Source organism: Sphingobium sp. KCTC 72723, from assembly GCF_014280435.1.
GTDB lineage: Bacteria > Pseudomonadota > Alphaproteobacteria > Sphingomonadales > Sphingomonadaceae > Sphingobium.
Window position 1 is genome coordinate 2,085,673 of the sequence record NZ_CP060388.1, and the last position, 23,239, is coordinate 2,108,911.

Genomic DNA, 23,239 nt, shown 5'->3' on the forward strand with positions numbered 1-23,239 from the left:
ACCGCGTGACGGAACCGGGCTAACCCGTTGCGCGTATTGAACGTTTGTCGGCCTCTTTTACGGTTGGCGACATAAGGGGGCATTGCGATTTCATGAGATACAGGCAGGCGCATTATGTTCGGGATGTGCTGCGCCTCGTCCTCGTCGCCGCCCTGCCCTTTCCGGCGCTGGCCCAAACGCCGCCTGCCCCCGCAGAAGTCCCCGCCCCCGCGGAGGCCGAGGAACCGATCCTGCCCGACGACCAGTTCGAAGCGCGCCTGCCGAAGATGGAGGGGGCGGATCCAGCCGGGCCGCTGCCTACCATCGATAGCTGGCTGGACGCGCAGATGCCGACGGGTGCCGCGACCGAGTTGCCTGCCGCGACGGAGCCAGCAGCGGAACAGGAACTCGCCCAGCCGCTGCCCGCGCTGAACAGTGTGACCGTGCCTGCCAACGTTGCAGATGATGCCGACCCGGACGCGAAGCTGCCCGACATTCGCTATGCCACGAGCATCGAGGGCTTTGGCAAGACGGGGCTGGAAGACGCATTCCGCGCCGAATCCGCGCTGATCGACGGCAAGGGCAAGGCGGACACCGCCGCCATGGTGCAGGCGCGCGGGCAGGAGGATGAGGCGCTGGCCGTCCGCCTGTTCCATTCGGAAGGCTATTATGACGCGACGGCGCTGGCCAGTCTGGATCAGGCCGGCGACGGGACGCTGAAAGCCGTGATTTCGGTCACGCCGGGCAAGCGTTACAAGATCGGCACCATAGTCATCACCGCCGGGCCGACCGTGCCACCGACGCTGGTGCGCGACAGCCTGCCGCTTCAGACCGGCGATTATATCGTTGCCGCCAACGTCGAGGGGGCCGAAGCCAATGTCGCGCTGAAACTGCCCGAAACCGGCTATCCCTTCGCCAAGGTGGGGGAGCGGGACATATTGCTCGACGGCGCGACCGTGACCGGCGACTACAGGCTGCCCGTCGATGTAGGACCGCGCGGCACGTTCCGCGCGATCACCACTAGCGGCGACAAGCAGGCGTTCGGTGCCGACCATATGGAGGTCATCCGCCGCTACCGCCCCGGCGACCTGTATGACAGCCGCAAGGTGGACGACCTGCGCAAGGCATTGGTCGCTACCGGGCTGTTTTCCAGCGTCGCGGTGGAACCCGTGCGCACGGGCGAAGCGGGACCGGATGGCACCGAATATGTCGATCTGGCGGTCGAGCAGGAGGCCGGGCCGCCGCGCACGCTGGCGGGGGAAGTGGGTTACGGCACGGGCCAGGGTTTCCGTGCGGAGGGGACATGGACCCATCGCAACCTGTTCCCGCCCGAAGGCGCACTGATCGCGGGCGTCGTCGCAGGCACGCAGGAACAAGGCGTATCGGGTATTTTCCGCCGCGCCAATGCAGGCAAGCGCGACAAGACATTTCAGGCAGGCGCGCTGATCAACCATCAGAAATATGACGCCTATGAAGCGTTTACGGCGGGCCTGAACATCAGTTGGGCGCGACAATCGACGCCGATCTTCCAGAAGCGCTGGACCTACAGCTATGGCGCGGAAGTGCTGCTGTCGAACGAGCAGACGACGATCGACCCGGCGACGGGCCAGAACAAGCGGCTGACCTATTTCATTGGCGCAGTGCCGGTGCAGGTCGGCTATGACCGCTCCAACGATCTGCTGAACCCGACCAAGGGCTTCCGCGCCAATATCCGCGTGTCGCCCGAAGCATCGTTGCAGGGCAATGTGTCGCCCTATGTGCGCGGCACATTGGACCTGACCGGCTATTACCCCGTGTCCGACGGGCTGGTCATCGCCGCGCGCACGCGGCTTGGCACCATCAGCGGCGTTTCGCGCGATGACGTGGCACCGTCGCGGCGCATCTATGCGGGCGGGGGCGGGTCGGTGCGTGGCTTTGGCTATCAGGAACTGGGTCCGAAGGACGTTAATAATGATCCCATCGGTGGCCGTTCCGTCAATGAATTTGCGGTCGAGGGGCGCTATCGCTTCGGCAATTATGGCGCAGTCGCCTTTGTCGATGCGGGTCAGGTCTATGACAGCGCCATCCCCAAATTTTCCGACATGCGGTATGGCGTGGGGATCGGCGGGCGTTTCTACACCAATTTCGGTCCGTTCCGCGCGGACATAGCCATGCCGATCAACCGGCAGCCGGGCGAATCTAAATTCGCCCTCTATATCGGTATCGGGCAGGCTTTTTGATGACGCAGGACGACACCCCGACCCAGACCGTGGTGATCCGGCAAGGGCGCCCGATGTGGCAGAAGATCGCGATCGGCATCGTCGGCCTTGCCGTCGCGCTGGTCGTGCTGGCGGCGGGCCTGCTGCTTGGCCTCAATAGCCAGCCGGGCAAGAAATTCCTGATCCAGCAGATCGCTGCGTTCAAACTGGAATCGGGCATGGCCATCGAAGTCGGGCGGATCGACGGGTCGATCTACAGCGACATGGTGATCCACGATCTGGTCCTGCGCGATCCCAAGGGCGTGTTTGCGGTGTCGCCCCGCGTCCATGTCGTGTGGAAGCCGTTTCGTTATGTGAACAATCACATCTCGGTCAGTCTGCTCGAAACCCCGCTCGTCGTGCTGGCGCGCAGCCCGCAGTTCAATGTGACCCCGACCGATCCCAACGCCCCGATTCTGCCCGATCTGGACATCGACGTCGACCGGATGAAGATTGGCAAATTCATCCTCGCAAAGCCGGTCATCGGCCAGAAGCGCGAAATCGCGATCGACGGTGTGACTCATATCGCCGATGGCCGGGCGATCCTGTCCGCCGACGCCATCGTCGATAGCGGCGACCGCTTGCAAGCGAAGCTGGACGCGGTGCCGGACCAAAATCGCCTGGCCATGAGCGGCACGCTGACCGCGCCCAAGGGCGGCGTCATTGCCGCCATGTCGGGCCTGACCGATGGCATGACCGCGACGCTGGACGGCAAGGGGACGTGGCAGGCATGGGACGGGCGCATCATCGCCACCAGTCCCAAGGGTGAGCTTGCCAACATCGCCATCGCCGCGCGCGACGGCGCTTTTTCCGCCAAAGGCCCGGTCCGCCCCGGCCTGATCATGGCTGGCACCGTCGATCGGCTGACCGCGCCGCAACTGGACGTGGACCTGTTTGCGGGCCTTAACGAACGGCGCGTGAACCTGAAAGCCACGCTGCGCTCTCCTGCTCTTTCCGCCGATGCGCAAGGGGGCGTCGACCTTGGCACGAGCCGCTTCAGCGCGCTGAAGATCAACGCGGCGCTGCTGACCCCCGGCGCGATCATGGACAAGGTGAAGGGCCGCGACGTGCGCGCCGCCATCATCCTCGACGGGCCGATGGCGACGCCGTTCATCGACTATGACATCACGGCCAAATATCTGGCGTTCGACGCGACCGGCATCGAAAATCTCAAAGCCAACGGGCGGGCAGTGATCGACGCGGACCGCATCCGCATTCCCGTCAGCGCGACCGCCAGCCGGGTGACGGGCCTTAACGCAGCGGCAGGCGGCCTGATGAACAATCTGCGGGTGAAGGGCGATTTCGCCTATGCGGGCGGGAAGCTTATCAGCGACAATCTCAAGATCGACAGCGACCGGATCGATGCCACCGCCATCATCCTGGCCGACCTCGACAACGCGCTTTATCGCGGCGCGCTGAAGGGTAGGGTCAATGATTATCGCATCGACGGCGTCGGCATCGTCAACCTGAACACCGACGTCAAGCTGGTCCCCGGACCCAAGGGCGGCTTTGGCCTGTCGGGGCGTTTCGGCGTGCGCACGGCGCGCTGGGACAATGCGTCGGTGCGCGATTTTCTGGGTGGCAACGCCATCGCCACCGGGCGCATAGGCATGACATCCGAAGGCAAATTCACGCTGGCAGACCTTAAAGGTGCCGCGCCCAATTTCACCATCCGGTCGGGGTCGGGCAGTTACGACACGAACGGCCAGATCGCGTTCGACGCGACCGCTGCTTCGCGCCAATATGGCCCGCTGGCGCTGATCGTGCGCGGCACGATGGAACGGCCACAGGCGGTGCTGCGCGCGGCACGGCCCAATGTCGGGGTGCAATTGTCCGATGTCGTCGCCAAGCTGAACGGCGAAGCGGCCGGCTATCGCCTCGAAGCCACCGGCGGATCGCCTTATGGTCCTTTCTTCGCCAATGTCCTGATCCGCACCGCCAAAGGCCCGTTGACGATCGACATCGCCAAGGCGCGCTTTGCCGGAGTCGATATGGCCGGGACGGTGCAGCAAAGCGCCGCCGGTCCCTTCACCGGCCTGTTGAGCATGAACGGGTCCGGCATCACCGGCGCGGTGCGTCTGGCGGCCGTCGGCAAGGCGCAGGGGGTCGACCTCAACGCCACCGCCAGCAACGCCAAATTGCCCGGCGACGCGGAAATCGTGATCGGCCGCGCCATCGTCACCGCATCCATGGTGCTGACCGACCAGCCGCGCATCACTGCCGACGCGCAGATCGCCAATGCGGCCTATGGCGATTATGTCGTGCGCAAGGCGCGCGGCAGGATCGACTATCAGGGCGGGCGTGGCCGCGCGCAATTGGTCGCCGACGGCTCCAGCGGCGTGCCTTTCTCGGTCGCGCTCAACGCGGCCTTGCGCCCCAATCTCTACGCCGTCGCGTTGCAGGGGAAGGCCGGCAACATCCCCTTCCGCCTCGCCAACCCCGCCATCATCCGCACCGAAGCATCAGGCTATCGCCTGGAACCGGCATCGCTGGTCCTGCCGCAGGGCAAGGTCGATCTGGCCGGGCGGTTCGGCGGCACCACCGCATTGCAGGCGCGCTTCAAGGATTTCGACCTTGCCATCGCCAACATGGCCGCGCCGGGCCTGGGCATCGGCGGCAAGGCGACCGGGACGCTCGATTTTGCACAAAGCGGCAACGCCTTTCCCACCGCGACCACGCGCCTCGCCATCGTCGATTTCCGCCGGTCGAGCCTGACCGCCGTGTCGAACCCGGTGTCGATGCAGATCGAGGGCAAGCTGTCGGCGGCGGGCGGCGACCTGCGCGGCCTGATCCGCCGGGGCAGCAGCACGCTGGGCCGCTTCGTTGCGACCCTCGCCCCGCCCGGACCGGGCGCGGGATGGGCGCAGCAATTGCAGGCCGCGCCATTGGGCGGCGGCATCCGCTATGCCGGTCCCGCCGACGTGCTGTTCTCCTTCGCAGGCTTGGCCGACCAGCAGTTGACGGGCGGCATCGCCGTAGCGGCTGATTTCAGCGGACGGCTGACCGATCCGCGCATTAACGGCATCGCCCGCGCAAACGCCCTGACTTATGAGAATGAGACGTTCGGCACCCGCGTCACCCAGATGAAACTGGACGGGCGCTTTACTAACGATCATCTGGAAATCCGTGACTTTTCCGGCCGCGCGGGCGAAGGCAGCGTGCTGGCGTCGGGCAATGTCGGGCTGGCCGCCGACGCCGGTTTCCCGATGGACATTGCCGTCAAGCTGGACCGCGCCCGTCTGGCGCGCAGCGAAGCGATCACCAGCGTGGTCAGCGGCACGCTCAACATCAGCAACAGCGCAGCCAATGGCGGCCTGATCAAGGGCGACCTGACCCTGCCCGAAACCCGTTACAAGGTCGCTTGGCAGGGTGGCACCGACATCCGCCAGTTGCAGGGCGTTCGCCGCAAGGGCGAGGGCGTCGACGTGCTGGACCAGCGGATCGCGGATCGCAAGGCGGCGGCTGCGCCCTCGACCTGGAAACTCGATATTCGGGTGCGGGCCGACAATGAAATCTACGTCACGGGCATGGGGCTGGATTCCGAATGGAAAACCAACATGCGCGTCACTGGAACGACTGCTGCGCCGCGCGTGACCGGCAAGCTGGAATCGATCCGTGGTCGCTACAGCTTTTCGGGCAAGCAGTTCGAGCTGGAACAGGGCGTCATTACCTTTAACGGGCCGATGCTGAACCCGGTGCTGGCGATCAAGGCACAAACCAAGATCGACACCGTGACGGCGGGTATTCAGGTGACCGGCAGCGCACAGCAGCCCGACATCGCCTTCATCTCCACGCCGACCTTGCCGCAGGACGAGATATTGTCGCGCATCCTGTTCGGCGACAATGTGGCCAACCTGTCGGCAACGCAGGCGATCCAGCTGGCGGCGGCGTTGAACGGCCTGCGCGGGGGCAGCGGCGGGCTGAACCCGATGGGCAAGCTGCAAGGCGCATCGGGCCTCGACCGCATCGGCATCGTGGGTGGCGATGAAGCGACCGGGCGTGGCACGTCGCTGGCGGTGGGTCAGCATATCTCCAATAATATCTATGTGGAGGTGATCACGGACTCCAAGGGCTTTACCGCCACTCAGTTGGAAATCGCGCTGTCGCGGACGTTGAGCCTGTTGTCCAAGACCGGCACCAATGCCGGATCGTCTGCCAACCTGCGCTATTCGAAGGATTATTGAGCGGGCGAGAGGCGCTTCATGGAGATAAGCTGATCGACCAGTATATAATGGTCCGATAGGCCAAAATGCCCGTAAGCGCCTTTGTCGATCGTCTGGCGACCGATAAACTCAACTGCATACAGGCCGCCGGGCGATCCGGCGCGCAGCCCGCTCAGCCAGATGCGCCCGTCCTGTGGGCAATTGGTTGCAGGTTTGGGGCAGAATTGCGATCTCTCAAACTCGTCTTTCCAAAGGCCGGACCAGCGCTGGGGTTGCGTCATCCTGACACAGCGTTCCGGGGGCAGCTTCGAAATCGCCGTCAATTTACCAGCCCCGTTGCGCCTCGCACTTGCGCAGGGGGAAGGCCGATCCGGCAGGCCGACGCCGGACCGGGCGATCTGTTGGTCGATTGGATCGAGATATGCCTCCGGCGGTAATGTGACGCCGATACGGCCTAGCCCAGCGCTCGTACCGCTGAAAAATAGCGCGATGACGAATTGTGTCGCGCCAAAATAGCGATAGCCCCTCATTGGTGGAGACTAGCAGGCTCTGACAGGATTACGCGACGAACGAAGAGGGGCTGGAGGCTCGCCACCCCCTACCCCTCCAGCTGCGTCACCGTGATCGATTGCGCGTTCATCATGCCACCGCCAAAGATGGTCATGAAGGCGATGTCGGTGGCGTCGCGGCCCACGGCGATGCGGACCATGGTTTCGACCGGGGCCAGCGCGGTCGCATCGACCAGATGCCAGGCACCGTCGAGCCACACTTCGACAACCGCATGGAAATCTGGCGGATCGAGGCCAAGCGCATAGACCGACACGAGGCGGGCGGGAATGTCGCGCGACCGGATGAGCGCGGCGGTCAGGTGCGCGAAATCGCGGCAGACACCCTGTTGCGCGACGAAAGTGTCGGCGGCGCTGGTGGTCCCGTCGGAGCTACCAGAGGCGTAAGTCAGATTTTGCTGGACCCAGTCGCGCAGCGCCAGCACCAGCGCTCCCCCTTCCAGATCGGGGAAGTGGCCGCACACGAAGCTGACGAAACGGTCCGCTTCGCAATAGCGGCTGGGCCAGATGAAGGGCAGCACTTCTTCGGGCAGGCTGGGCAGCGGGCTTTTGGAGAGAGACGCCAGGTCGACCGTTGGCCGCTCGACATCCACCGTCGCGCGGTAAGTGCTGACCATCCGCCCGGTGCCGGTGCGGGTCCAGGTGCGACGACCCACACCGCTGCCCCCCACCTTGTTGGTCAGCGGCCCTGCATTGTTGATGATGTGCGACTGATCGACGATGCGCTGGTCGGGCATGGCCGCGGCCTCCACCGCCAGCAGCACGTCGGTCGGTTCGGCGAAGTCATAATCCAGTATCGCCTCGATCGCGACGCGCATGGGAGTTGTGCCTTTCAGTGGGACGGAAACCGGATAACGCGGGTCGGTGCCAATTGGCCCCCGCGCCGCGACAAGAAACATCGCGGTCGTGCAGGCAGAGAGCAAGCGCGCGATAGGACTGGGTTGCGCTTTGTCGCAAAAGGCAGGCGGCGCTTGTGAGCGAAATGGACGGACGCACCGGACGCGCGCGCTGTCGACGGTAAAAGGCCCGCTGCGCGACATGACGCGGCGGGCCTTTTCGGTGCGTGAAACGACAGGCGGACGGTGCCGCGCCAGAGCCATGCCCGACTGATCCGGCCGGGCGGGCGATCAGCGCTTATTCGTCATCATCCTCCGCTTCGGGTCCGGCAATCATGGCTTCGGCGACTACATCGGTCTTGCCCCGGATCGCCTTTTCCAGACGATCGGCCATTTCGGGATGCGCCTTGAGGAAGGTCTTGGCGTTTTCACGCCCCTGCCCCACACGAACCGAATCGTAGGAGAACCAGGCACCCGATTTCTCGACGATCCCGGCCTTGACGCCCAGATCGAGAATCTCGCCGATCTTGGAAATGCCTTCGCCATACATGATGTCGAATTCGACCTGCTTGAACGGCGGTGCGACCTTGTTCTTGACCACCTTCACGCGGGTCGCGTTGCCGACGATGTCGTCGCGATCCTTGATCTGGCCAGTGCGCCGGATGTCGAGCCGAACCGAGGCGTAGAATTTCAGCGCATTGCCGCCGGTCGTCGTTTCCGGGTTACCATACATCACGCCGATCTTCATGCGAACCTGGTTGATGAAGATGACCATGCATTTGGAACGCGAGATCGAACCTGTCAGCTTGCGCAGCGCCTGGCTCATCAAGCGGGCCTGGAGGCCGACATGGCTGTCGCCCATCTCCCCCTCGATTTCCGCACGCGGCACCAGCGCCGCGACGGAGTCAATCACCAGCACGTCGATCGCGTTGGAGCGCACCAGCGTATCGACGATTTCCAGTGCCTGTTCGCCCGTATCGGGCTGCGACACGATCAATTCTTCGATATCGACGCCCAGCTTCTTGGCATAACCCGGATCGAGCGCATGTTCAGCGTCGACGAACGCCGCCGTGCCGCCATTTTTCTGCGCTTCGGCGATGACATGCAGCGCCAACGTGGTCTTGCCCGAACTTTCCGGGCCATAGATTTCGATGATCCGTCCCTTGGGAAGGCCGCCAATGCCCAACGCGATGTCGAGGCCAAGCGAGCCGGACGAGATCGATTCGATCTCCAGCTTCTCGCGGCTGCCCAGCTTCATCGCGCTGCCCTTGCCAAAGGCGCGGTCGATCTGCGCCAGCGCGGCGTCCAATGCTTTCTGTCTGTCCATGGTCCCGTTCTTCTTGGAATCGATGAGTGAGAGCATTGCGGTCATCAGCCTACCTCCTGTCAAGCGGGGTCGCCGAATCGATCGGCGTCTTGATGCTGATGTATCGCTTTTGTTCTACTAGAACAAGAAGGGAACGGAAATTTCCTATTCCCCGCTCAATATCTTGCCCAGCGCCCGTTCGACTGCGCCGATCGTGAAGGGTTTGGCCAGGGTCGGGCGGCCCGCATGATCGGACGGCAGGTCATCGGCCATTCCGCCGGTCGCAAAGACGAATGGCACGCCGGCCTGCGCCAATATGTCGGCCACCGGCCAGCTTTTTTCGCCCTGAAGATTGCAATCCACCAGCGCCGCATCGAAACCGCCAGCCCGCGCATGGTCGCACGCTTCCTCCACCGACGCGGCGACCGCGTGCAGGCGATAGCCCAGTGCATCGAGATAATCCTCCAGCATCATGCCGATCATCGCTTCATCCTCGACGATCAAGATGCTTTTGCCTTCAGACATTCGCGGCATTCCCCTGTTCTACGTCCCGTTGCGCTACCGCATCGCCATCGCCTTGCCCAGCCCTGTTGGCTTGATCGAGCGCAAGCTCAGGCGGGAGGCGGCGCCATCGCCATCGCGTCGCTGGCCGCCTGCGCCAGTTGGCTGACGGAAAAGGGTTTGGGCAGGAAGGCGACGTTGGCAATGTCGATCGACTTGCGCAGCTGTTCTTCGGCATAGCCGGACATGAACAGGACCGGCAAGTGCGGGAAAGCGCGCCGGGCCTGCGCCACCATCGCGGGGCCATCCATATTGGGCATCACCACGTCGGAAATCAGCAGGTCGATCGGCACGTCGCCGGCCAGCACTTCCAGCCCCTGTTCGCCATCATTGGCAGTCAGCACCTTATACCCCTGCCGCACCAGCGCGCGTTCGGCGACGGCGCGGACCATATCCTCATCCTCCACCAGCAATATGGTGCCGGTCCCCCATGTCTCCGCGCGCGGTGCAGGCGCTGCCTTGACCGGCGCGGGCTGATCCACATCGGACCCGGCATAGACCGGCAGATAGATGACGAAGCTGGCCCCACGCCCCAGTTCGGATTCGGCAAAGATATAGCCGCCCGACTGTTTGACGATGCCATAGACGGTGGAGAGGCCCAGGCCCGTCCCCTTGCCCAGTTCCTTGGTGGTAAAGAATGGTTCGAAAATCTTGGCCAGGATGTCGGGCGGGATGCCAAGCCCGGTGTCCGACACACGCAGCGCCGTATAATCGCCCACCGGCAGGATTTGCTGGCGCATTTCGCGCACCTTGATCGCTGGCACGCTGTAAGTCTGGATATTGACCGTCCCGCCCTGCGGCATGGCGTCGCGGGCATTGACCGCCAGATTGACGATCACCTGTTCCAGCTGGCCGGGGTCGGCGCGCAGCGCGCCCAGATTGCGGCCATGGCTGACTTCCAGCTTCACATTTTCGCCCAGCAGGCGTTTGAGCAGATTGGACACGTCGGCCACGATGTCGGGCAATTGCAGGATCTGCGGCCGCAACGTCTGCTGGCGCGAGAAAGCGAGTAATTGCCGTGTCAGGCCCGCCGCGCGATTGCTGTTCGATTTGATCTGCTGAATATCGTCATAATCGCTGTCGCCGGGCGTGTGGCGCATCAGCATCAGGTCGCAATGGCCGATGATGGCGGTCAGGATATTGTTGAAATCATGCGCGACGCCGCCTGCCAGCTGGCCAATCGCCTGCATCTTGGTCGCCTGCGCCACCTGCCGCTTGAGCTTGGATTCCTCACTATTGTCCTTGAGGGAGAGCAGCACCGCTGCTTCGCCCAAGCCGCGCACCCCCGCCAGGCTGAGCGCGATCGGCTCGTCGGGCTGGTCGCGCATCCGCACCGCAATGTCGCCCGACATTTGCGGCCCGACGGCAAAGCGCCGCACCGCGTCGGCCACCGCCGCCTGATCTTCGCGCACCACCAGATCGCCGGGATAGCTGGGCTTGTCGCCCGCTTTCAGCCCCGCGACCCGCGCGAAGGCATTGTTGACGAACAGCACCCGCCCGTCCCGGTCCGCCATGGCAAGGCCAAAGGGCAGCAGCGACAACAGTGTTTCGATATAGGAGAGCGCCGACGTGCCGCCCCCGCCCGCCGGTTCGTCGATCAGCAGCAGCAGCATCGGCCCATCCTGCGCGCTCCCCTGCGCACTGGTCAGCGCCCCGCCCGGCCCAGTGCCTGATGCAGTGCCATGGGGTTGTGCCACGCGCTTCAAAGGCACCTGCAACAGGCGCAGCGGCAATCCGCCCTGCTCCTCGCGCGCCAGGAACAGCCGTCCCTTGTCATCCACCCGCATATGCGCGGCGAAATCGCGTCCGATGATGTTGGCGTCGATCCGCCCGGTGGCACGCAGCAGGAAGGCACCATTGGCGGCACGGATGCGCCCTTCGCCGCCGATCATCAGCGCCATGATGCCCGCTTCGCCCATTTGCCGTCCCGCTTCCCCGGTCAGGAAACGGTTGACGTCGTCCAGCGCGCTGGGTTGCCGTACCGGGGTGAAGCGCCAGAACAGATAATCTTCCGACCGTCCGGTGCGCACGATGTCGATGTCGAGCCGCAGCGCGCCCTGCGCCACGCCCTCCACTCGCGCGTCGCCATCACGCCATGCCGCGCGCGCGGCGATGGTGAGGCTTTCGGTCAGGGCTGCGTCGCCGGTAATGCCCGGCGGCGCGGGGAAGCCCGCAAACCATTCGCCAAACAGATCGCTGGCGCAGACCAGCCGCCCGCTGCGGTCGGTGACGGCGATCGCCTGCGTCGAGGCATCGGCCACGGCGCGCGCCACGGTCCAGTCCGGCACGGCCTCGCCAGCCACGGCCTGCGGCGGATAGAGATGACGATACCAGGACAGCAGCGCCGCGACGATCATGATGGTCGCGGCAAAGCCCGCCGCCAGCGGCCAGTTGCCCACGGCATGGAGAACAAGTCCAGCCGACAGCAATGCCGCGCCAATCAGCAACGGCAAAGCCAGCCGCGATTGCGGCTGGTTCAGCCAGGCATCCTGTTTGCCGTTCACCCGCGCGGCCATGACCGGCCTTCCCCCTGCATCGACACTGATTTGCGTCATCCCCCGTCAGACGGGGGCGACTTCCTCCAATGCGCTGCTTTCATGGGCCTTGCCAATCCTGAATTTGCGCGCGTGCCATTTGCGGCCCATGCGGTGCCGCCATACCCAGTCGGCGATGAAGAAGCCGATCACGCCCGCCGCGATCGAAATGATCGCCAGCCCCAGCAGCATGGCGGGGGCGGCTTCGGACAGCAGCCATGCGCACCACTGGCCGATAGAGGCGTGATGATCCACCAGGGTCATGAAACCGGACGCATCGGCGCTGCGCCCCAGCATCCAGTTGCCGATATAGACCGACGCCCACAGGATCAGCGGTGTCGTGGCCGGATTGGACAGGAATGTCATGGCGGCGGCGACGGGAATATTGGCCCGGAACGGCAGCGCCAGCAGCGCCGCACCTGCAATCTGGATGCCGGGGATCAGCAGGAAGATGCCGACCAGCAGCCCCAGCGCGACTCCACGCGGCACCGACCGGCGGGTAAAGCGCCATAGCGAGGGTTCCAGCACGCGATGCGCGACGGGGGCCAGAAACCTGTTATGTTCCAGGCTTTCGCGAGTCGGCGCGTTCGCGTGCCACCAACGGGCCAGTCTCGTGCGATTCTGACCGTGGCTCATCAGCCCTTGTCCCGCATGATGCGCTGCTGGTCGCGCTTCCAGTCGCGATCCTTGATCGTTTCGCGCTTGTCGTGATTCTGCTTGCCCTTGGCCAGCGCCAGCTCGATCTTGGCCCGGCCGGTGCTGTTGAAATAGATCATCAGCGGCACCAGCGTCATGCCCTTGCGCGACACGGCGCTGTGCATCTTTTCGATCTCGCGTTCATGCAGCAACAGCTTGCGGGGCCGCTTGGGTTCATGATTCTCGCGGTTGCCATGGCTATATTCGGGGATGTTGCTGTTCACCAGAAACACCTGATTGCCCTTCACCTCGGCATAGCTTTCGGCGATATTGCCTTCGCCGCCGCGCAGCGCCTTGACCTCGGTCCCCTGCAACGCGATGCCCGCTTCGAACACATCCTCGATGAAATAGTCAAAGCGCGCGCGCCGGTTTTCGGCGACGATCTTCTTCTTGTCGAATGTGGCGGTACGCGGGCGGGCCATGGTTCCTGAACTAACTCACTTCACTATATAGGGTTGCAGGACGTTCAAACCAGTCCTGCAATCTCCAATGCGCGGTCGACCGCCGCCCGGCTGGATTCCGACGGCCATGTGATTGGCAGCCGGACGTCGCCGGGCATGTCGGGCCGAACGCGCGTAAGCGCATATTTGACAGGGCCAGGTGAAGAATCGCTGAACAGGGCATCATGCAAGGGGTAGAGACGATCCTGCAACGCCAATGCACCATCCCAATCATGGGCGGCGCAGGCGGCCTGAAATTCGGCGACCAGACGCGGCGCGACATTGGCAGTGACCGAAATGCACCCCTTGCCGCCCATGGCGTTGAATCCCAGCGCGGTTTCGTCATTCCCCGACAGCTGGCAGAAATCCGGGCGGCAGGCGAGTCGCTGTGCGCTGACACGCCCCAGATTCCCGGTAGCGTCCTTGATTCCCACGATCGTCTGAAATTCTTCCGACAGGCGGTGGATGACCGGCACGCCAATGTCGGTGATGGTGCGGCTGGGAACATTATACAGCACGATCGGCAGGGCGCAGCGTTCGGCAAGGTAAGCGAAATGCTGATAGACGCCGTCCTGATTGGGCTTGTTATAATAAGGCGCGACCACCAGCGCCGCGTCCGCCCCCGCCCCTTGCGCGGCGTACATATGTTCCAGCGCGATGCGGGTGTCGTTGGACCCGCAACCAGCGATCACCGGCACGCGCCCAGCGGCCTGATCGACGCAAATGGCGATGACGCGATTATGCTCATCGACCGTCATCGTCGCGCTTTCGCCCGTCGTGCCGCACGGCACGAGCGCACTCGATCCTTCCGCAATTTGCCAGTCGACCAGCGCGCGAAACGCGGCCTCATCCACCGCGCCGTCGCGAAACGGGGTCACCAGAGCCGGAATCGAGCCGGAAAACATGATTAAACTCCTTCAATTCTCCGGGCGGCCGGGGCATGATCGGTCAAGCGGCGCGCTATAGCGCGTCATTCAGGGCCTGATAAGGATGCAATTGCGATTATGTCCAGCATGTCGACGCCCCCTCCTGTCGAAAGTTACATGATTCGTATGCCCCTTATTGCCCTTTTGCTTTTCACCGCAGGCGCCAGCGCCCAGACGGAAAGGCAGCCTGCCGCCCCGTCCCCCTTCCCGCCCGGCGCCATCGTCCAGCCGTTGCCGCAGGCGGACAATCACCCCTCGCCCTGGAATCAGGTCGCCGCGCGCGTGGGCCAGCCCAGCGACGGCAGCATCGCGTCGATCATCGCCCAGTGGCGCAGCCTTCAGCAGAGCGACGGCATGGGCTTTTCCACTTTTGCCAGTTTCATGCTGACCAATCCCGGCTGGCCGGGGGAGGACCGGATGCGCCGTCTGGCCGAAACCGGGATCAACCCCGACAGCTATGACCCGCGCCAAGTCACGGCCTTCTTCGCCCGCTTCCCCGCCCGCACCGCCACCGGCCATGCGCGTAATGCCACCGCGCTGATGCAGATGAGTCGCATGGACGAAGCGCGCGTCGCCGCGCGCAATGCGTGGATCGGCGGATCGCTGAGCGTTGCCGACGAAGCGCGGCTGCTGTCGCTATTCGGGTCCACCCTGTCGCCTGCCGATCATGACCAGCGCGCCGACATGCTGTTGTGGGGCAATGACACCGGCGGCGCGGACCGGATGATGGCCTATGTCAGCCCGGCGCGCCGCCCGGTCTATCAGGCGCGCGTCGCACTGCGCCGCAAGGCACCCGATGCCGCGATGCTGATGCAGGCAGCGCAGGCGCAGGGTGAAAGCGATGCGGGCTTCATCGTCGACAAGGCAGCGTGGCTGCGCGACAGCGGCAACTGGATCGGCGCGCGCCAATATCTGGCCAACCGCAGCGCCGTTGCCTACCGCCCCGCCAATGTCGAGAAATTCTACGAGCTGCTGCTGGGGCAGGCGCGCGCCGCCGCCAATGACAGCCAGTGGAGCTTTGCCTATGGCATCGCCAGCAAGATCGACGATGCCTATGCCCCCGGCACCGACATCAGCGACCGGCCGATCGGCGAGCGCGACGATTATACCAGCCTGGCCTGGCTGGCCGGATCGACGGCCTTCTACAATCTCAATCGCCCTGCCGACGCGGTCGTCATGTTCCGCCGCTATGCCGACGCCGCCAAATCGCCCCAGACCAAGTCCAAGGGCTATTATTGGGCGGGCCGCGCGGCATTGGTCGGGGGTGATGCGGCCACGGCCAACAGCTATTTCGCGCAGGCGGGGGTTTTCCCCGATCAGTTTTACGGCCAGTTGGCGCTCGAACGGCTGGGTCGGCCGATCCCGCCTCCCGCCACGGTCGATCGCCCGGTGCCGATTTCTGTCGCGGAACGCGCGGCTTTCGACCAGCGATCGGTCGTCCGCGCGGTCAAGGCGCTGGGGCAGATGGGCTATTGGGAGGACCAGAGCAAATTCGCCCGCGCCATCGCCAACAATGCCGACAGCGACGCCGACCATTTCCTTGCCGCGCAACTGGCGCAGAGCATCGGTCGCCCCGACATGGGGGTGATGGTGGGTCGTCGCGCCGTGTCGAGCGGCCTGACCGGCTATGGCACCAGCGCTTTCCCGCGCGTCCCCGTCCCCGCGCAAGCGCAATATAGCTGGACCATGATCCACGCCATCGCCCGGCAGGAAAGCCAGTTCGACCGGCAGATCGTGTCCCATGCGGGCGCGCGCGGCCTGATGCAGTTGATGCCCGGCACCGCGCGGGAGCAGGCGGGCAAGATGGGCATGGGCTATGCGCCCGCCTCGCTCAATGATCCCAGCTATAATATCATGCTGGGTTCGGGCTATTTCCAACGGATGCTGGACTATTATGGCGGCGCTTATCCGTTGGCGGTGGCGGCCTATAATGCCGGGCCGGGCAATGTGAACAAATGGATCCGCGCCAATGGCGACCCGCGCCTGCCCGGCGCGGACATGCTGCGCTGGATCGAGCAGATCCCGATTCTCGAGACGCGCAACTATGTGCAGCGGGTGCTGGAAAATGCCGTCGTCTACGAAGCGATGAACCCGGAACGGGCGAAGTTTCGCGGCACGAGCGCGGTGCTGAGCCGCTATCTGGGGAAACAGACGCCGGGGTGAAGGGCTTCCCTCGTTTCCGTCATTCCGGGCCTGACCCGGAATCCCGCTTTCTTTTTCAGACAGGGAAAGAAGAAGCGGGATCCCGGATCAAGTCCGGGATGACGAAGGCGAAAGCCGGGACTAGGACAGGCCCATGACCACCCCCTATCCCAATTATATCTCGCCTGAGGGTTTCGCGAAATTGCGGGCGGAATATGACCATCTGCTGGGCGTCGAGCGCCCCGCGATTGTCGAGGTGGTGAGTTGGGCGGCGGGGAATGGCGACCGCAGCGAAAATGGCGACTATCTTTATGGTCGCAAGCGGATGCGTGAAATCGACTTTCAGTTGAAGCGCCTGTCGAGGAAGATGAAGGACGCCAAGGTCGTCGATGCCCGGCAGCAGCCGGACAAGGCGCGCGTCTATTTCGGCGCGACCGTCACCATCGCGGACGAAGATGACAATCATCGCACCGTCACGCTGGTCGGCAATGACGAAACCGACATCGACGCCGGGCGGATCGGCTGGAGTTCTCCCATCGCCCGCGCGCTGCGCGGGGCGGGCGTGGGCGACCTGCGCCGGGTGGTGCTGCCGTCGGGCGAAAAGGAATATGAGGTTATGGGGATAGTGTATCCGGGGTGAAAGCGCCCGGCATTCCAGCGAAAGCTGGGATCTCACTTCCTCTAACGCAACATTCGCAAAGAAAAGAGAGATGCCAGCCTTCGCTGGCATGACGGTAATATATCAGTGCCGCCCCAGCACCATCGCCGCCGCCTTTTCCGCGATCATCATCACCGGCGCATTGGTGTTGCCCGATATGATCGTGGGCATCACCGACGTATCGACCACGCGCAACCCGTCCAGCCCATGGACCCGCAATTGCGCGTCGACCACGGCGCGCGTTCCCGTTCCCATCGCCGCTGTGCCGACGGGGTGGAAGATGCTGCTGGCGATCGCGCGCACGCCCTCCAGTATCGCTGCATCATCGTCCCGCTCCGGGCCAGGGCGAAACTCGCGCGGGGCATAGGGGGCGAGTGCGGGCTGGCCGACGATGGCGCGCGTCACTCGTACCGCCTCCACCGCGACCCGCTGATCCTCTGCCGCTGACAGATAATTGGGCCGGATCGCGGGCGCCGCCAGCGGATCGGCGGACCCGATCCAAACGCTCCCCCGGCTTTGCGGCCGCAAATTGCAGACGCTCGCGGTAAAGGCGGGAAATGGATCGAGCGCGCCGCCGAACGCGGCCAGGCTCAAGGGCTGGACATGATATTGCAGGTTCGCGGTTTCGAACCGGGGGTTGGATTTGACGAACAGCCCCAACTGGCTGGGTGCCATCGCCATCGGCCCGGATCGGCGGGCGAGATATTCCATCCCCATCCATGCCTTGCCCAGCAGGGACGAGGCGCGCGCATTGAGCGTCACCGCCCCGGTCACTTGCCAGGCACAGCGGATCTGGAGGTGATCCTGCAAATTTTCCCCCACGCCGGGCAGGTGATGGACGCTCTCCACCCCCAGCGCCGCCAGCTTGCTGCCGTCGCCAATGCCCGACCGCTGGAGAATGGCGGGTGAGCCGATCGCTCCGGCGCTCAGCAACACTTCGCCTGCCGTGCGCGCTTCGCACGGCTGCCCGTCCAGCAGAAAGCGCACGCCGACCGCGCGACGCTGTTCCACCAGCAGCTTGTCGATGCTCGCCCCGGTAATGACGCGCAAATTGGGCCGTTGCATTGCCGGGCGCAGGAACGCATCCGCTGCGCTCCACCGCCGCCCGCGCCGCTGCGTCACTTCGAAATAGCCCGACCCCAGATTGTCGCCGCCATTGAAATCGGCGCTGTGCGGCACGCCATATTGCAACGCGGCCGCGCGGAATTTTTCCAGCAAGTCCCAGCGCAGCCGCTGCCGCTCGACCCGGATTTCGCCGCCTGCGCCATGCGCATCGCTCAGGCCGCCGTAATGATCCTGCGCCCGCGTGAAGAAGGGCAGCACATCGTCCCAGCCCCAGCCGATATTGCCCGCCTGCCGCCAGCCATCATAGTCGCGCGCCTGACCCCGCATATAGATCATGCCGTTGATCGAGGAGGAGCCGCCCAGCACGCGCCCGCGCGGATAGCCGATCGACCGGCCGCCCAGTCCGGCCTCCTCCTGCGTCGCGAAGCACCAGTCGGTGCGGGGATTACCGATGCAATAGAGATAGCCGACCGGCACCTTGATCCACAGCCAGTCGTCCTTGCCGCCCGCCTCCAGCAACAGCACGCGGTTGCGCGGATCGGCGCTCAGCCGGTTGGCCAGCACGCAGCCCGCGCTGCCCGCGCCCAGGATGATATAGTCATAGCGGCCAAAATCGCGGGGCATATGCTTTCTTTCTCCGCCCACAACCATGGCGCGAAAGGGTCACCCGCCGCAAGCCGGGCGGGCGATATGTCGTCCCGGCGCGCTGTTGCGCGGGCCGGGACGCATGGAAAGCCTATCTATTCGTGCGGTCGCAGGGATCGGTTGAGGCTTTCCAGCACTTCGCCGATGGGTTCGGTCACGGTCACGCTGCGCCCTTCGCCAAAGCGGATGCGGGTGCCGTCATTGACGGATGAGACGAAGGTGACTTGCGAAGCGTTGACGGCGGTTTCGGTGCGGTCAGTGCCGACGAACATGACGAGCATGGCTTCCTCTCCTTATTATGGATGCACAGCCTATCGTCCTTTTCGCGCCGCGCCAGAGGCTTTGTGCAGATAATCAGGCCGCGCGGATGGCCGCGATGAAGCCGCCCGCGCGGGCTTCCAGCCGGTGCGCTTCCCCGGCCAGTTGTTGCGCGACCGATTGCATTGCCCGCGCGCCCAGCGCCGTCGCATCGGCATTGTCGCTGATCGCCTGCGCTCCGGTGCGGATATGGTCGCTGGACGATCCGGCCTCCGCCACGCTGTCGGCGATCGCGCGGCTGAACGCGCCCTGCCGGGCGATTGCGTCGAACAGCGCGGCAGACAGGCGATCAGCGCGCGTCATCGCCACGTCCATCTGCGCATGGCCCGCCGCGACGTCGGCCACGGTCGCACGGACATGAGCGATCCGCCCGGCGATGCCCGCCGCTGCGTCGCGGGTCTGCTGCGCCAGCGACTTCACTTCGCGCGCGACCACGGCAAAGCCCTGCCCCGCCTCCCCGGCGCGTGCCGCCTCTATCCCTGCGTTGAGCGCCAGCATCGCGGTCGCCCGCGCGATCGTGTCGATGAGGGCCACGACTTCGCCTATCCCCTCCGATTCGGTGCGCAGCGCCTCACTCTGCGTCACGCCCGCGCGACTATGCGCCGCCGCGTCGCGCATGGCGGCACCGGCGTCGCGCGCCTCGCTTTCCATTGCCTGGAATATCTGGCCCAGTTCCATGCCGCCCGCCGCGATTCCCGCCAGCCGGTCGGCGGTCTGCGCGGCGGCCACCGCCATCGCCGCGCTGTCTGTGCCATCACCCGCCGCGCGCTGCGCCGCCTGCGTCGCCAAGGCCGACAACTGGTCCGCCATCGCCACCATGTCCGCGATCAACGCGGCCACATCGCCCTGAAACGCACCGCTTTCATGCGTGATCCGTTCGACCCGCGCGCTGCGCGCCAGTGCCACGCGCGCGTCCCGCCGCGCCGTCAGCCGCAACAGCAATGCGCCGTCCAGCACCCCGGCATAGCGCCCATCCTGCGTGACGATCAGCCCGTCACAAGCCGTCCCCTGCGCGGCGAAAAGGTCGATCAGCGCATTGATGCTCGCCCCCCGGTCGACAGTGGCGCAGGGGCGGACATGATCGTCCAGCCGCCCGCCGAAACTGGGGTTGCGCAGCAGGGCGTGGCCGAAGGGATTGAACAATATCTGCCGCATGTCGCGTTCGTAGATCGCGCCTGCCGGGCGGTCCTGCGCATCCAGCACCGGCAACAGGCGCAACGCCGAATCATTCTGGAAATGATCGACCGCTTCGCTGAGCGGGCAGCCCAGCGCGATCACCGGCGGCGCCTGCCCCAGCGGCAGATCAGCCGCATCGGGCGCGTCTGACATGGACAGCGACATGGACATAGGGTCGTGAAACATGCCGTCGTCCCTAGCAGCCCGATGGTAAACGAGCCGTTAGAATTTCATGACGTTTTTGTTACAAACAATTGTTTTTGCTGTATTTTATTTGGCGGCGCTGGCTTCATAACCAAATGCGTCCTGCGCCAGCTTTACGACAGCGGGATCGGCGACGGGAAAATCCATCGGCACCAAAGCCTCCAGCCGTTCCGCGATATAGGTCAGCGCAGCGATGCGTCCGCCCTTGCGATGGTTGTTGTCGATGACGTGCCAGGGGGCATGTTTCGTATCGGTTTTCTTGAACATCGCGTGCATCGCGTCGAGATAATCGGCGCGTCTCGCCCGGTTGCGATAATCGTCCGCGCCGGTCTTCCACCGCTTCCATGGCGTGTCCAGCCGCTCGGCCAGTTGCTTGTCCTGCGTATCCTGCGTGATGTGGACGAACAATTTGACGATGTTCATGCCAGCATCGACCTGCTGCTTTTCGAAGGCGTTGATTTCGTCATAGCCGCGCTTCCAGTCGGCCTTGCTGCAAAACCCCTCGACCCGCTCCACCAGCACCCGGCCATACCAGCTGCGGTCGAAGATCGCGATGTTGCCGCTGGCGGGCAGGCGGGTCCAGAAACGCCAGAGGAAATGATGGTCGCGCTCCACTTCATTGGGCGCGGATATGGGGTGGACCTGAAAATAGCGCGGATCCCAGTCCGCGCTCATCCGCTTGATGATGCCGCCCTTGCCCGCTGCGTCCCATCCTTCCAGCAGGATGACGCTGCGGCGCTTGTGGATGATATGCGCGACCTGAATCTTGGCCAGCCGTTCCTGCAAGGCGGCCAGCGTCGCGTCATAATCGCCATCATATTTCGGCGCGGATTCATAATCTTTCAGATCGATCGTCATCACTCAACTCCGTTCGGGCTGAGCCTGTCGAAGCCCCCTCCTTCTTTGAAAGAAGAAAGACCCTTCGACAAGCTCAGGGTGAACGGGGGGTGGCTTTTACCCCTTCGTAGCAGGCTCCACCACGCGCACATGCAGTTCGCGCAATTGCTTGAATTCCGCCGCGCTGGGCGCACCCATCAGCAGGTCTTCGGCCTTCTGGTTCATCGGGAACAGCGTGATTTCGCGCAGGTTCTGCGCGCCGCACAGCAGCATCACGATACGATCGACGCCAGCGGCCATGCCGCCATGCGGGGGCGCGCCGTACTGGAAGGCGCGGTAGAGGCCGCCGAAGCGTTCCTCCACATCCGCCTTGGACAGGCCGACCAGTTCGAACGCCTTGACCATCAATTCGGGCGACTGGTTACGGATCGAGCCGGACGCGATTTCGAAGCCGTTGCAGACCATGTCGTACTGGAACGCATTGATGGTCAGCGGATCCTGATTGTTCAGCGCGTCGAGGCCACCCTGCGGCATGGAGAAGGGGTTGTGCGCGAAGTCGACCGACTTTGCGTCCTCATCATATTCGTAGAAGGGGAAATCGACGATCCAGCACAGGTCGAAGCGGTCCTTGTCGATCAGGTCGAGCGTTTCGCCGACGCGGGTGCGGGCGAGGCCTGCCAGCTTGGCCGCCTGGCTTTCCTTGCCAGCGGCGAAGAACACGCCGTCATTCGCGCCAAGGCCGAGCGCTGCGACCAGTTTCGCGGTCGCTTCCTCGCCGTGATTCTTGGCGATCGGGCCGCCCGGCACGCCGTCCTTGATGTTGATATAGCCAAGGCCAGAATAGCCCTCGCCCCGCGCCCAATTGTTCATTTCGTCGAAGAATTTGCGGCTGCCAGCGCCTGCGCCGGGTGCCGGGATCGCGCGGATCTTTGCGCCGCTTTCGACCAGCGAGGCGAAAATGCCGAAGCCTGAACCGACGAAATGAATGGTCACGTCCATGATTTCGATCGGGTTGCGCAGGTCGGGCTTGTCGCTACCATATTTCAGCAGAGCGTCAGCGTGCGGAATTCGGCGGAAGCTGCCTGCTGGCGTCACTGGCTTGCCCTCGGCGAACTTTTCGAAGATCTGGGCGATCACCGGCTCCATCGTGTCCCACACTTCTTCCTGGGTGACGAAGCTCATTTCCAGGTCGAGCTGGTAAAATTCGCCGGGCAGCCGGTCGGCGCGCGGGTCTTCGTCGCGGAAGCAGGGGGCGATCTGGAAATAGCGGTCGAAGCCTGCGACCATCAGCAATTGCTTATATTGCTGGGGCGCCTGCGGCAGGGCGTAGAATTTGCCCGCATGGATGCGGCTGGGGACGAGGAAGTCGCGCGCGCCTTCGGGGCTGGACGCGGTCAGGATCGGCGTCGAATATTCGGTGAAGCCTGCGTCTTCCATGCGGCGGCGCATGTCGGAAATGATCTTCGTCCGCTTGACGATGTTGCCGTGCAGCGTTTCGCGCCGCAGGTCGAGGAAGCGATAGCGCAGGCGGATGTCTTCGGGATAATCCTGCTCCCCCGCCACCGGCAGGGGCAATTCGGCGGCGGTGGACAGCACGATCACGCTGTCGGCGACGACTTCGATCGTGCCGGTCGCCATTTTGGGGTTGGTCGCTTCGGGACCGCGCGCGACGACCATGCCGTCGATCGTCACGACCGATTCGGCCCGCAGCCCGTCGAGGATGCGCAGCGCTTCGCTGTCAGCCTTCGCCACGACCTGCGTCAGGCCATAATGGTCGCGCAGGTCGATGAACAGCACGCCGCCATGATCGCGTTTGCGATGCACCCAGCCGGACAGGCGCACGCTCGCGCCGACATCGGCTTCACGAAGGGCGCCGCAAGTGTGGGTGCGATAGGCGTGCATGGCGTTTTGCTCTTTCAGCTTCGTTTACGGATATGACAAATTGTTGCA

The 23,239-nt window shown here is 64.3% G+C and carries 17 protein-coding genes; 4 read left to right on the top strand and 13 right to left on the bottom strand.

Translation table 11 applies throughout. From position 1 onward, the window contains the following. Nucleotides 1-92 precede the first annotated feature (92 nt). Both SPBM01_RS10365 and SPBM01_RS10370 read left to right on the top strand, forming a co-directional pair. Nucleotides 93-2,198 carry an autotransporter assembly complex protein TamA gene (locus SPBM01_RS10365; RefSeq protein ID WP_188065410.1) on the top strand — a complete coding sequence of 702 codons (2,106 nt, stop codon included), beginning with the start codon at nt 93-95 and terminating at the stop codon, nt 2,196-2,198. Next, complete coding sequence (locus SPBM01_RS10370; protein WP_188065411.1) at nt 2,198-6,400, top strand: translocation/assembly module TamB domain-containing protein; 4,203 nt, start codon at nt 2,198-2,200, stop codon at nt 6,398-6,400. The genes SPBM01_RS10365 and SPBM01_RS10370 overlap by 1 nt, the downstream gene beginning before the upstream one ends. Here SPBM01_RS10370 and SPBM01_RS10375 read toward each other — a convergent pair. From SPBM01_RS10375 to dapA, 8 genes are all read right to left on the bottom strand, one after another. Then, nucleotides 6,394-6,660, bottom strand: coding sequence for a hypothetical protein (locus SPBM01_RS10375; RefSeq protein WP_188065412.1), 267 nt, complete (start codon nt 6,658-6,660; stop codon nt 6,394-6,396). The two genes, SPBM01_RS10370 and SPBM01_RS10375, sit on opposite strands and share 7 nt — an antisense overlap. A gap of 317 nt (nt 6,661-6,977) precedes the next feature. Beyond that, complete coding sequence (locus tag SPBM01_RS10380) at nt 6,978-7,763, bottom strand: transglutaminase-like domain-containing protein (protein WP_188065413.1); 786 nt, start codon at nt 7,761-7,763, stop codon at nt 6,978-6,980. A 316-nt stretch (nt 7,764-8,079) separates the two neighbouring features. Next, a complete protein-coding gene (gene recA / locus SPBM01_RS10385; protein ID WP_188065414.1) occupies nt 8,080-9,153 on the bottom strand; it encodes a recombinase RecA in 1,074 nt (357 codons plus the stop codon). A gap of 99 nt (nt 9,154-9,252) precedes the next feature. Beyond that, nucleotides 9,253-9,612: a response regulator gene (locus SPBM01_RS10390; protein WP_188065415.1), complete on the bottom strand. Its 360-nt coding sequence runs from the start codon at nt 9,610-9,612 to the stop codon at nt 9,253-9,255. A gap of 86 nt (nt 9,613-9,698) precedes the next feature. Beyond that, nucleotides 9,699-12,164, bottom strand: a complete 2,466-nt coding sequence (locus SPBM01_RS10395; RefSeq protein WP_188065655.1) for an ATP-binding protein — start codon at nt 12,162-12,164, stop codon at nt 9,699-9,701. 45 nt (nt 12,165-12,209) lie between these two features. Beyond that, nucleotides 12,210-12,818, bottom strand: coding sequence for a DUF2062 domain-containing protein (locus SPBM01_RS10400; RefSeq protein WP_188065416.1), 609 nt, complete (start codon nt 12,816-12,818; stop codon nt 12,210-12,212). Then, on the bottom strand, nt 12,818-13,300 hold the full coding sequence (gene smpB / locus SPBM01_RS10405) for an SsrA-binding protein SmpB (RefSeq protein ID WP_188065417.1): 483 nt from the start codon (nt 13,298-13,300) through the stop codon (nt 12,818-12,820). Before smpB ends, SPBM01_RS10400 begins: the two co-directional genes overlap by 1 nt. 44 nt (nt 13,301-13,344) lie before the next feature. After that, the gene (gene dapA / locus SPBM01_RS10410; protein ID WP_188065418.1) at nt 13,345-14,223 is read right to left on the bottom strand and encodes a 4-hydroxy-tetrahydrodipicolinate synthase; all 879 of its coding nucleotides are present in this window, start codon (nt 14,221-14,223) and stop codon (nt 13,345-13,347) included. A 99-nt stretch (nt 14,224-14,322) separates the two neighbouring features. Here dapA and SPBM01_RS10415 point away from each other — a divergent pair, with 99 nt between their 5' ends. Both SPBM01_RS10415 and SPBM01_RS10420 read left to right on the top strand, forming a co-directional pair. After that, nucleotides 14,323-16,407, top strand: coding sequence for a lytic transglycosylase domain-containing protein (locus tag SPBM01_RS10415; RefSeq protein WP_188065419.1), 2,085 nt, complete (start codon nt 14,323-14,325; stop codon nt 16,405-16,407). A 133-nt stretch (nt 16,408-16,540) separates the two neighbouring features. Then, a complete protein-coding gene (locus tag SPBM01_RS10420; RefSeq protein WP_188065420.1) occupies nt 16,541-17,026 on the top strand; it encodes a GreA/GreB family elongation factor in 486 nt (161 codons plus the stop codon). Between the two features lie 102 nt (nt 17,027-17,128). Here the strand turns inward: SPBM01_RS10420 and SPBM01_RS10425 are convergent, their stop codons facing one another. The 5 genes from SPBM01_RS10425 to aspS form a co-directional block, all read right to left on the bottom strand. Further along, entirely contained in the window at nt 17,129-18,733 is a 1,605-nt protein-coding gene (locus SPBM01_RS10425; protein ID WP_188065421.1) for a GMC family oxidoreductase, read from the bottom strand. Between the two features lie 116 nt (nt 18,734-18,849). After that, nucleotides 18,850-19,035 (bottom strand): hypothetical protein, encoded by a 186-nt coding sequence (locus tag SPBM01_RS10430; RefSeq protein WP_188065422.1) that lies wholly within the window; start codon nt 19,033-19,035, stop codon nt 18,850-18,852. A gap of 73 nt (nt 19,036-19,108) precedes the next feature. Next, the gene (locus tag SPBM01_RS10435) at nt 19,109-20,434 is read right to left on the bottom strand and encodes a methyl-accepting chemotaxis protein (RefSeq protein WP_188065423.1); all 1,326 of its coding nucleotides are present in this window, start codon (nt 20,432-20,434) and stop codon (nt 19,109-19,111) included. An 84-nt stretch (nt 20,435-20,518) separates the two neighbouring features. Beyond that, complete coding sequence (locus SPBM01_RS10440; RefSeq protein ID WP_188065424.1) at nt 20,519-21,310, bottom strand: polyphosphate kinase 2 family protein; 792 nt, start codon at nt 21,308-21,310, stop codon at nt 20,519-20,521. A 96-nt stretch (nt 21,311-21,406) separates the two neighbouring features. Continuing rightward, nucleotides 21,407-23,191, bottom strand: coding sequence for an aspartate--tRNA ligase (gene aspS, locus SPBM01_RS10445; protein ID WP_188065425.1), 1,785 nt, complete (start codon nt 23,189-23,191; stop codon nt 21,407-21,409). Between the last annotated feature and the right edge of the window lie 48 nt (nt 23,192-23,239).

Coding starts and splice junctions, on each gene's coding strand:
- SPBM01_RS10440 (WP_188065424.1), bottom strand. CDS start 21,310: ATGACGATCGATCTGAAAGATTATGAATCCGCGCCGAAATATGATGGC.
- recA (WP_188065414.1), bottom strand. CDS start 9,153: ATGACCGCAATGCTCTCACTCATCGATTCCAAGAAGAACGGGACCATG.
- SPBM01_RS10430 (WP_188065422.1), bottom strand. CDS start 19,035: ATGCTCGTCATGTTCGTCGGCACTGACCGCACCGAAACCGCCGTCAAC.
- SPBM01_RS10380 (WP_188065413.1), bottom strand. CDS start 7,763: ATGCGCGTCGCGATCGAGGCGATACTGGATTATGACTTCGCCGAACCG.
- smpB (WP_188065417.1), bottom strand. CDS start 13,300: ATGGCCCGCCCGCGTACCGCCACATTCGACAAGAAGAAGATCGTCGCC.
- SPBM01_RS10435 (WP_188065423.1), bottom strand. CDS start 20,434: ATGTTTCACGACCCTATGTCCATGTCGCTGTCCATGTCAGACGCGCCC.
- SPBM01_RS10365 (WP_188065410.1), top strand. CDS start 93: ATGAGATACAGGCAGGCGCATTATGTTCGGGATGTGCTGCGCCTCGTC.
- SPBM01_RS10375 (WP_188065412.1), bottom strand. CDS start 6,660: ATGACGCAACCCCAGCGCTGGTCCGGCCTTTGGAAAGACGAGTTTGAG.
- SPBM01_RS10395 (WP_188065655.1), bottom strand. CDS start 12,164: ATGGCCGCGCGGGTGAACGGCAAACAGGATGCCTGGCTGAACCAGCCG.
- SPBM01_RS10415 (WP_188065419.1), top strand. CDS start 14,323: ATGTCCAGCATGTCGACGCCCCCTCCTGTCGAAAGTTACATGATTCGT.
- aspS (WP_188065425.1), bottom strand. CDS start 23,191: ATGCACGCCTATCGCACCCACACTTGCGGCGCCCTTCGTGAAGCCGAT.
- SPBM01_RS10425 (WP_188065421.1), bottom strand. CDS start 18,733: ATGCCCCGCGATTTTGGCCGCTATGACTATATCATCCTGGGCGCGGGC.
- dapA (WP_188065418.1), bottom strand. CDS start 14,223: ATGTTTTCCGGCTCGATTCCGGCTCTGGTGACCCCGTTTCGCGACGGC.
- SPBM01_RS10400 (WP_188065416.1), bottom strand. CDS start 12,818: ATGAGCCACGGTCAGAATCGCACGAGACTGGCCCGTTGGTGGCACGCG.
- SPBM01_RS10370 (WP_188065411.1), top strand. CDS start 2,198: ATGACGCAGGACGACACCCCGACCCAGACCGTGGTGATCCGGCAAGGG.
- SPBM01_RS10420 (WP_188065420.1), top strand. CDS start 16,541: ATGACCACCCCCTATCCCAATTATATCTCGCCTGAGGGTTTCGCGAAA.
- SPBM01_RS10390 (WP_188065415.1), bottom strand. CDS start 9,612: ATGTCTGAAGGCAAAAGCATCTTGATCGTCGAGGATGAAGCGATGATC.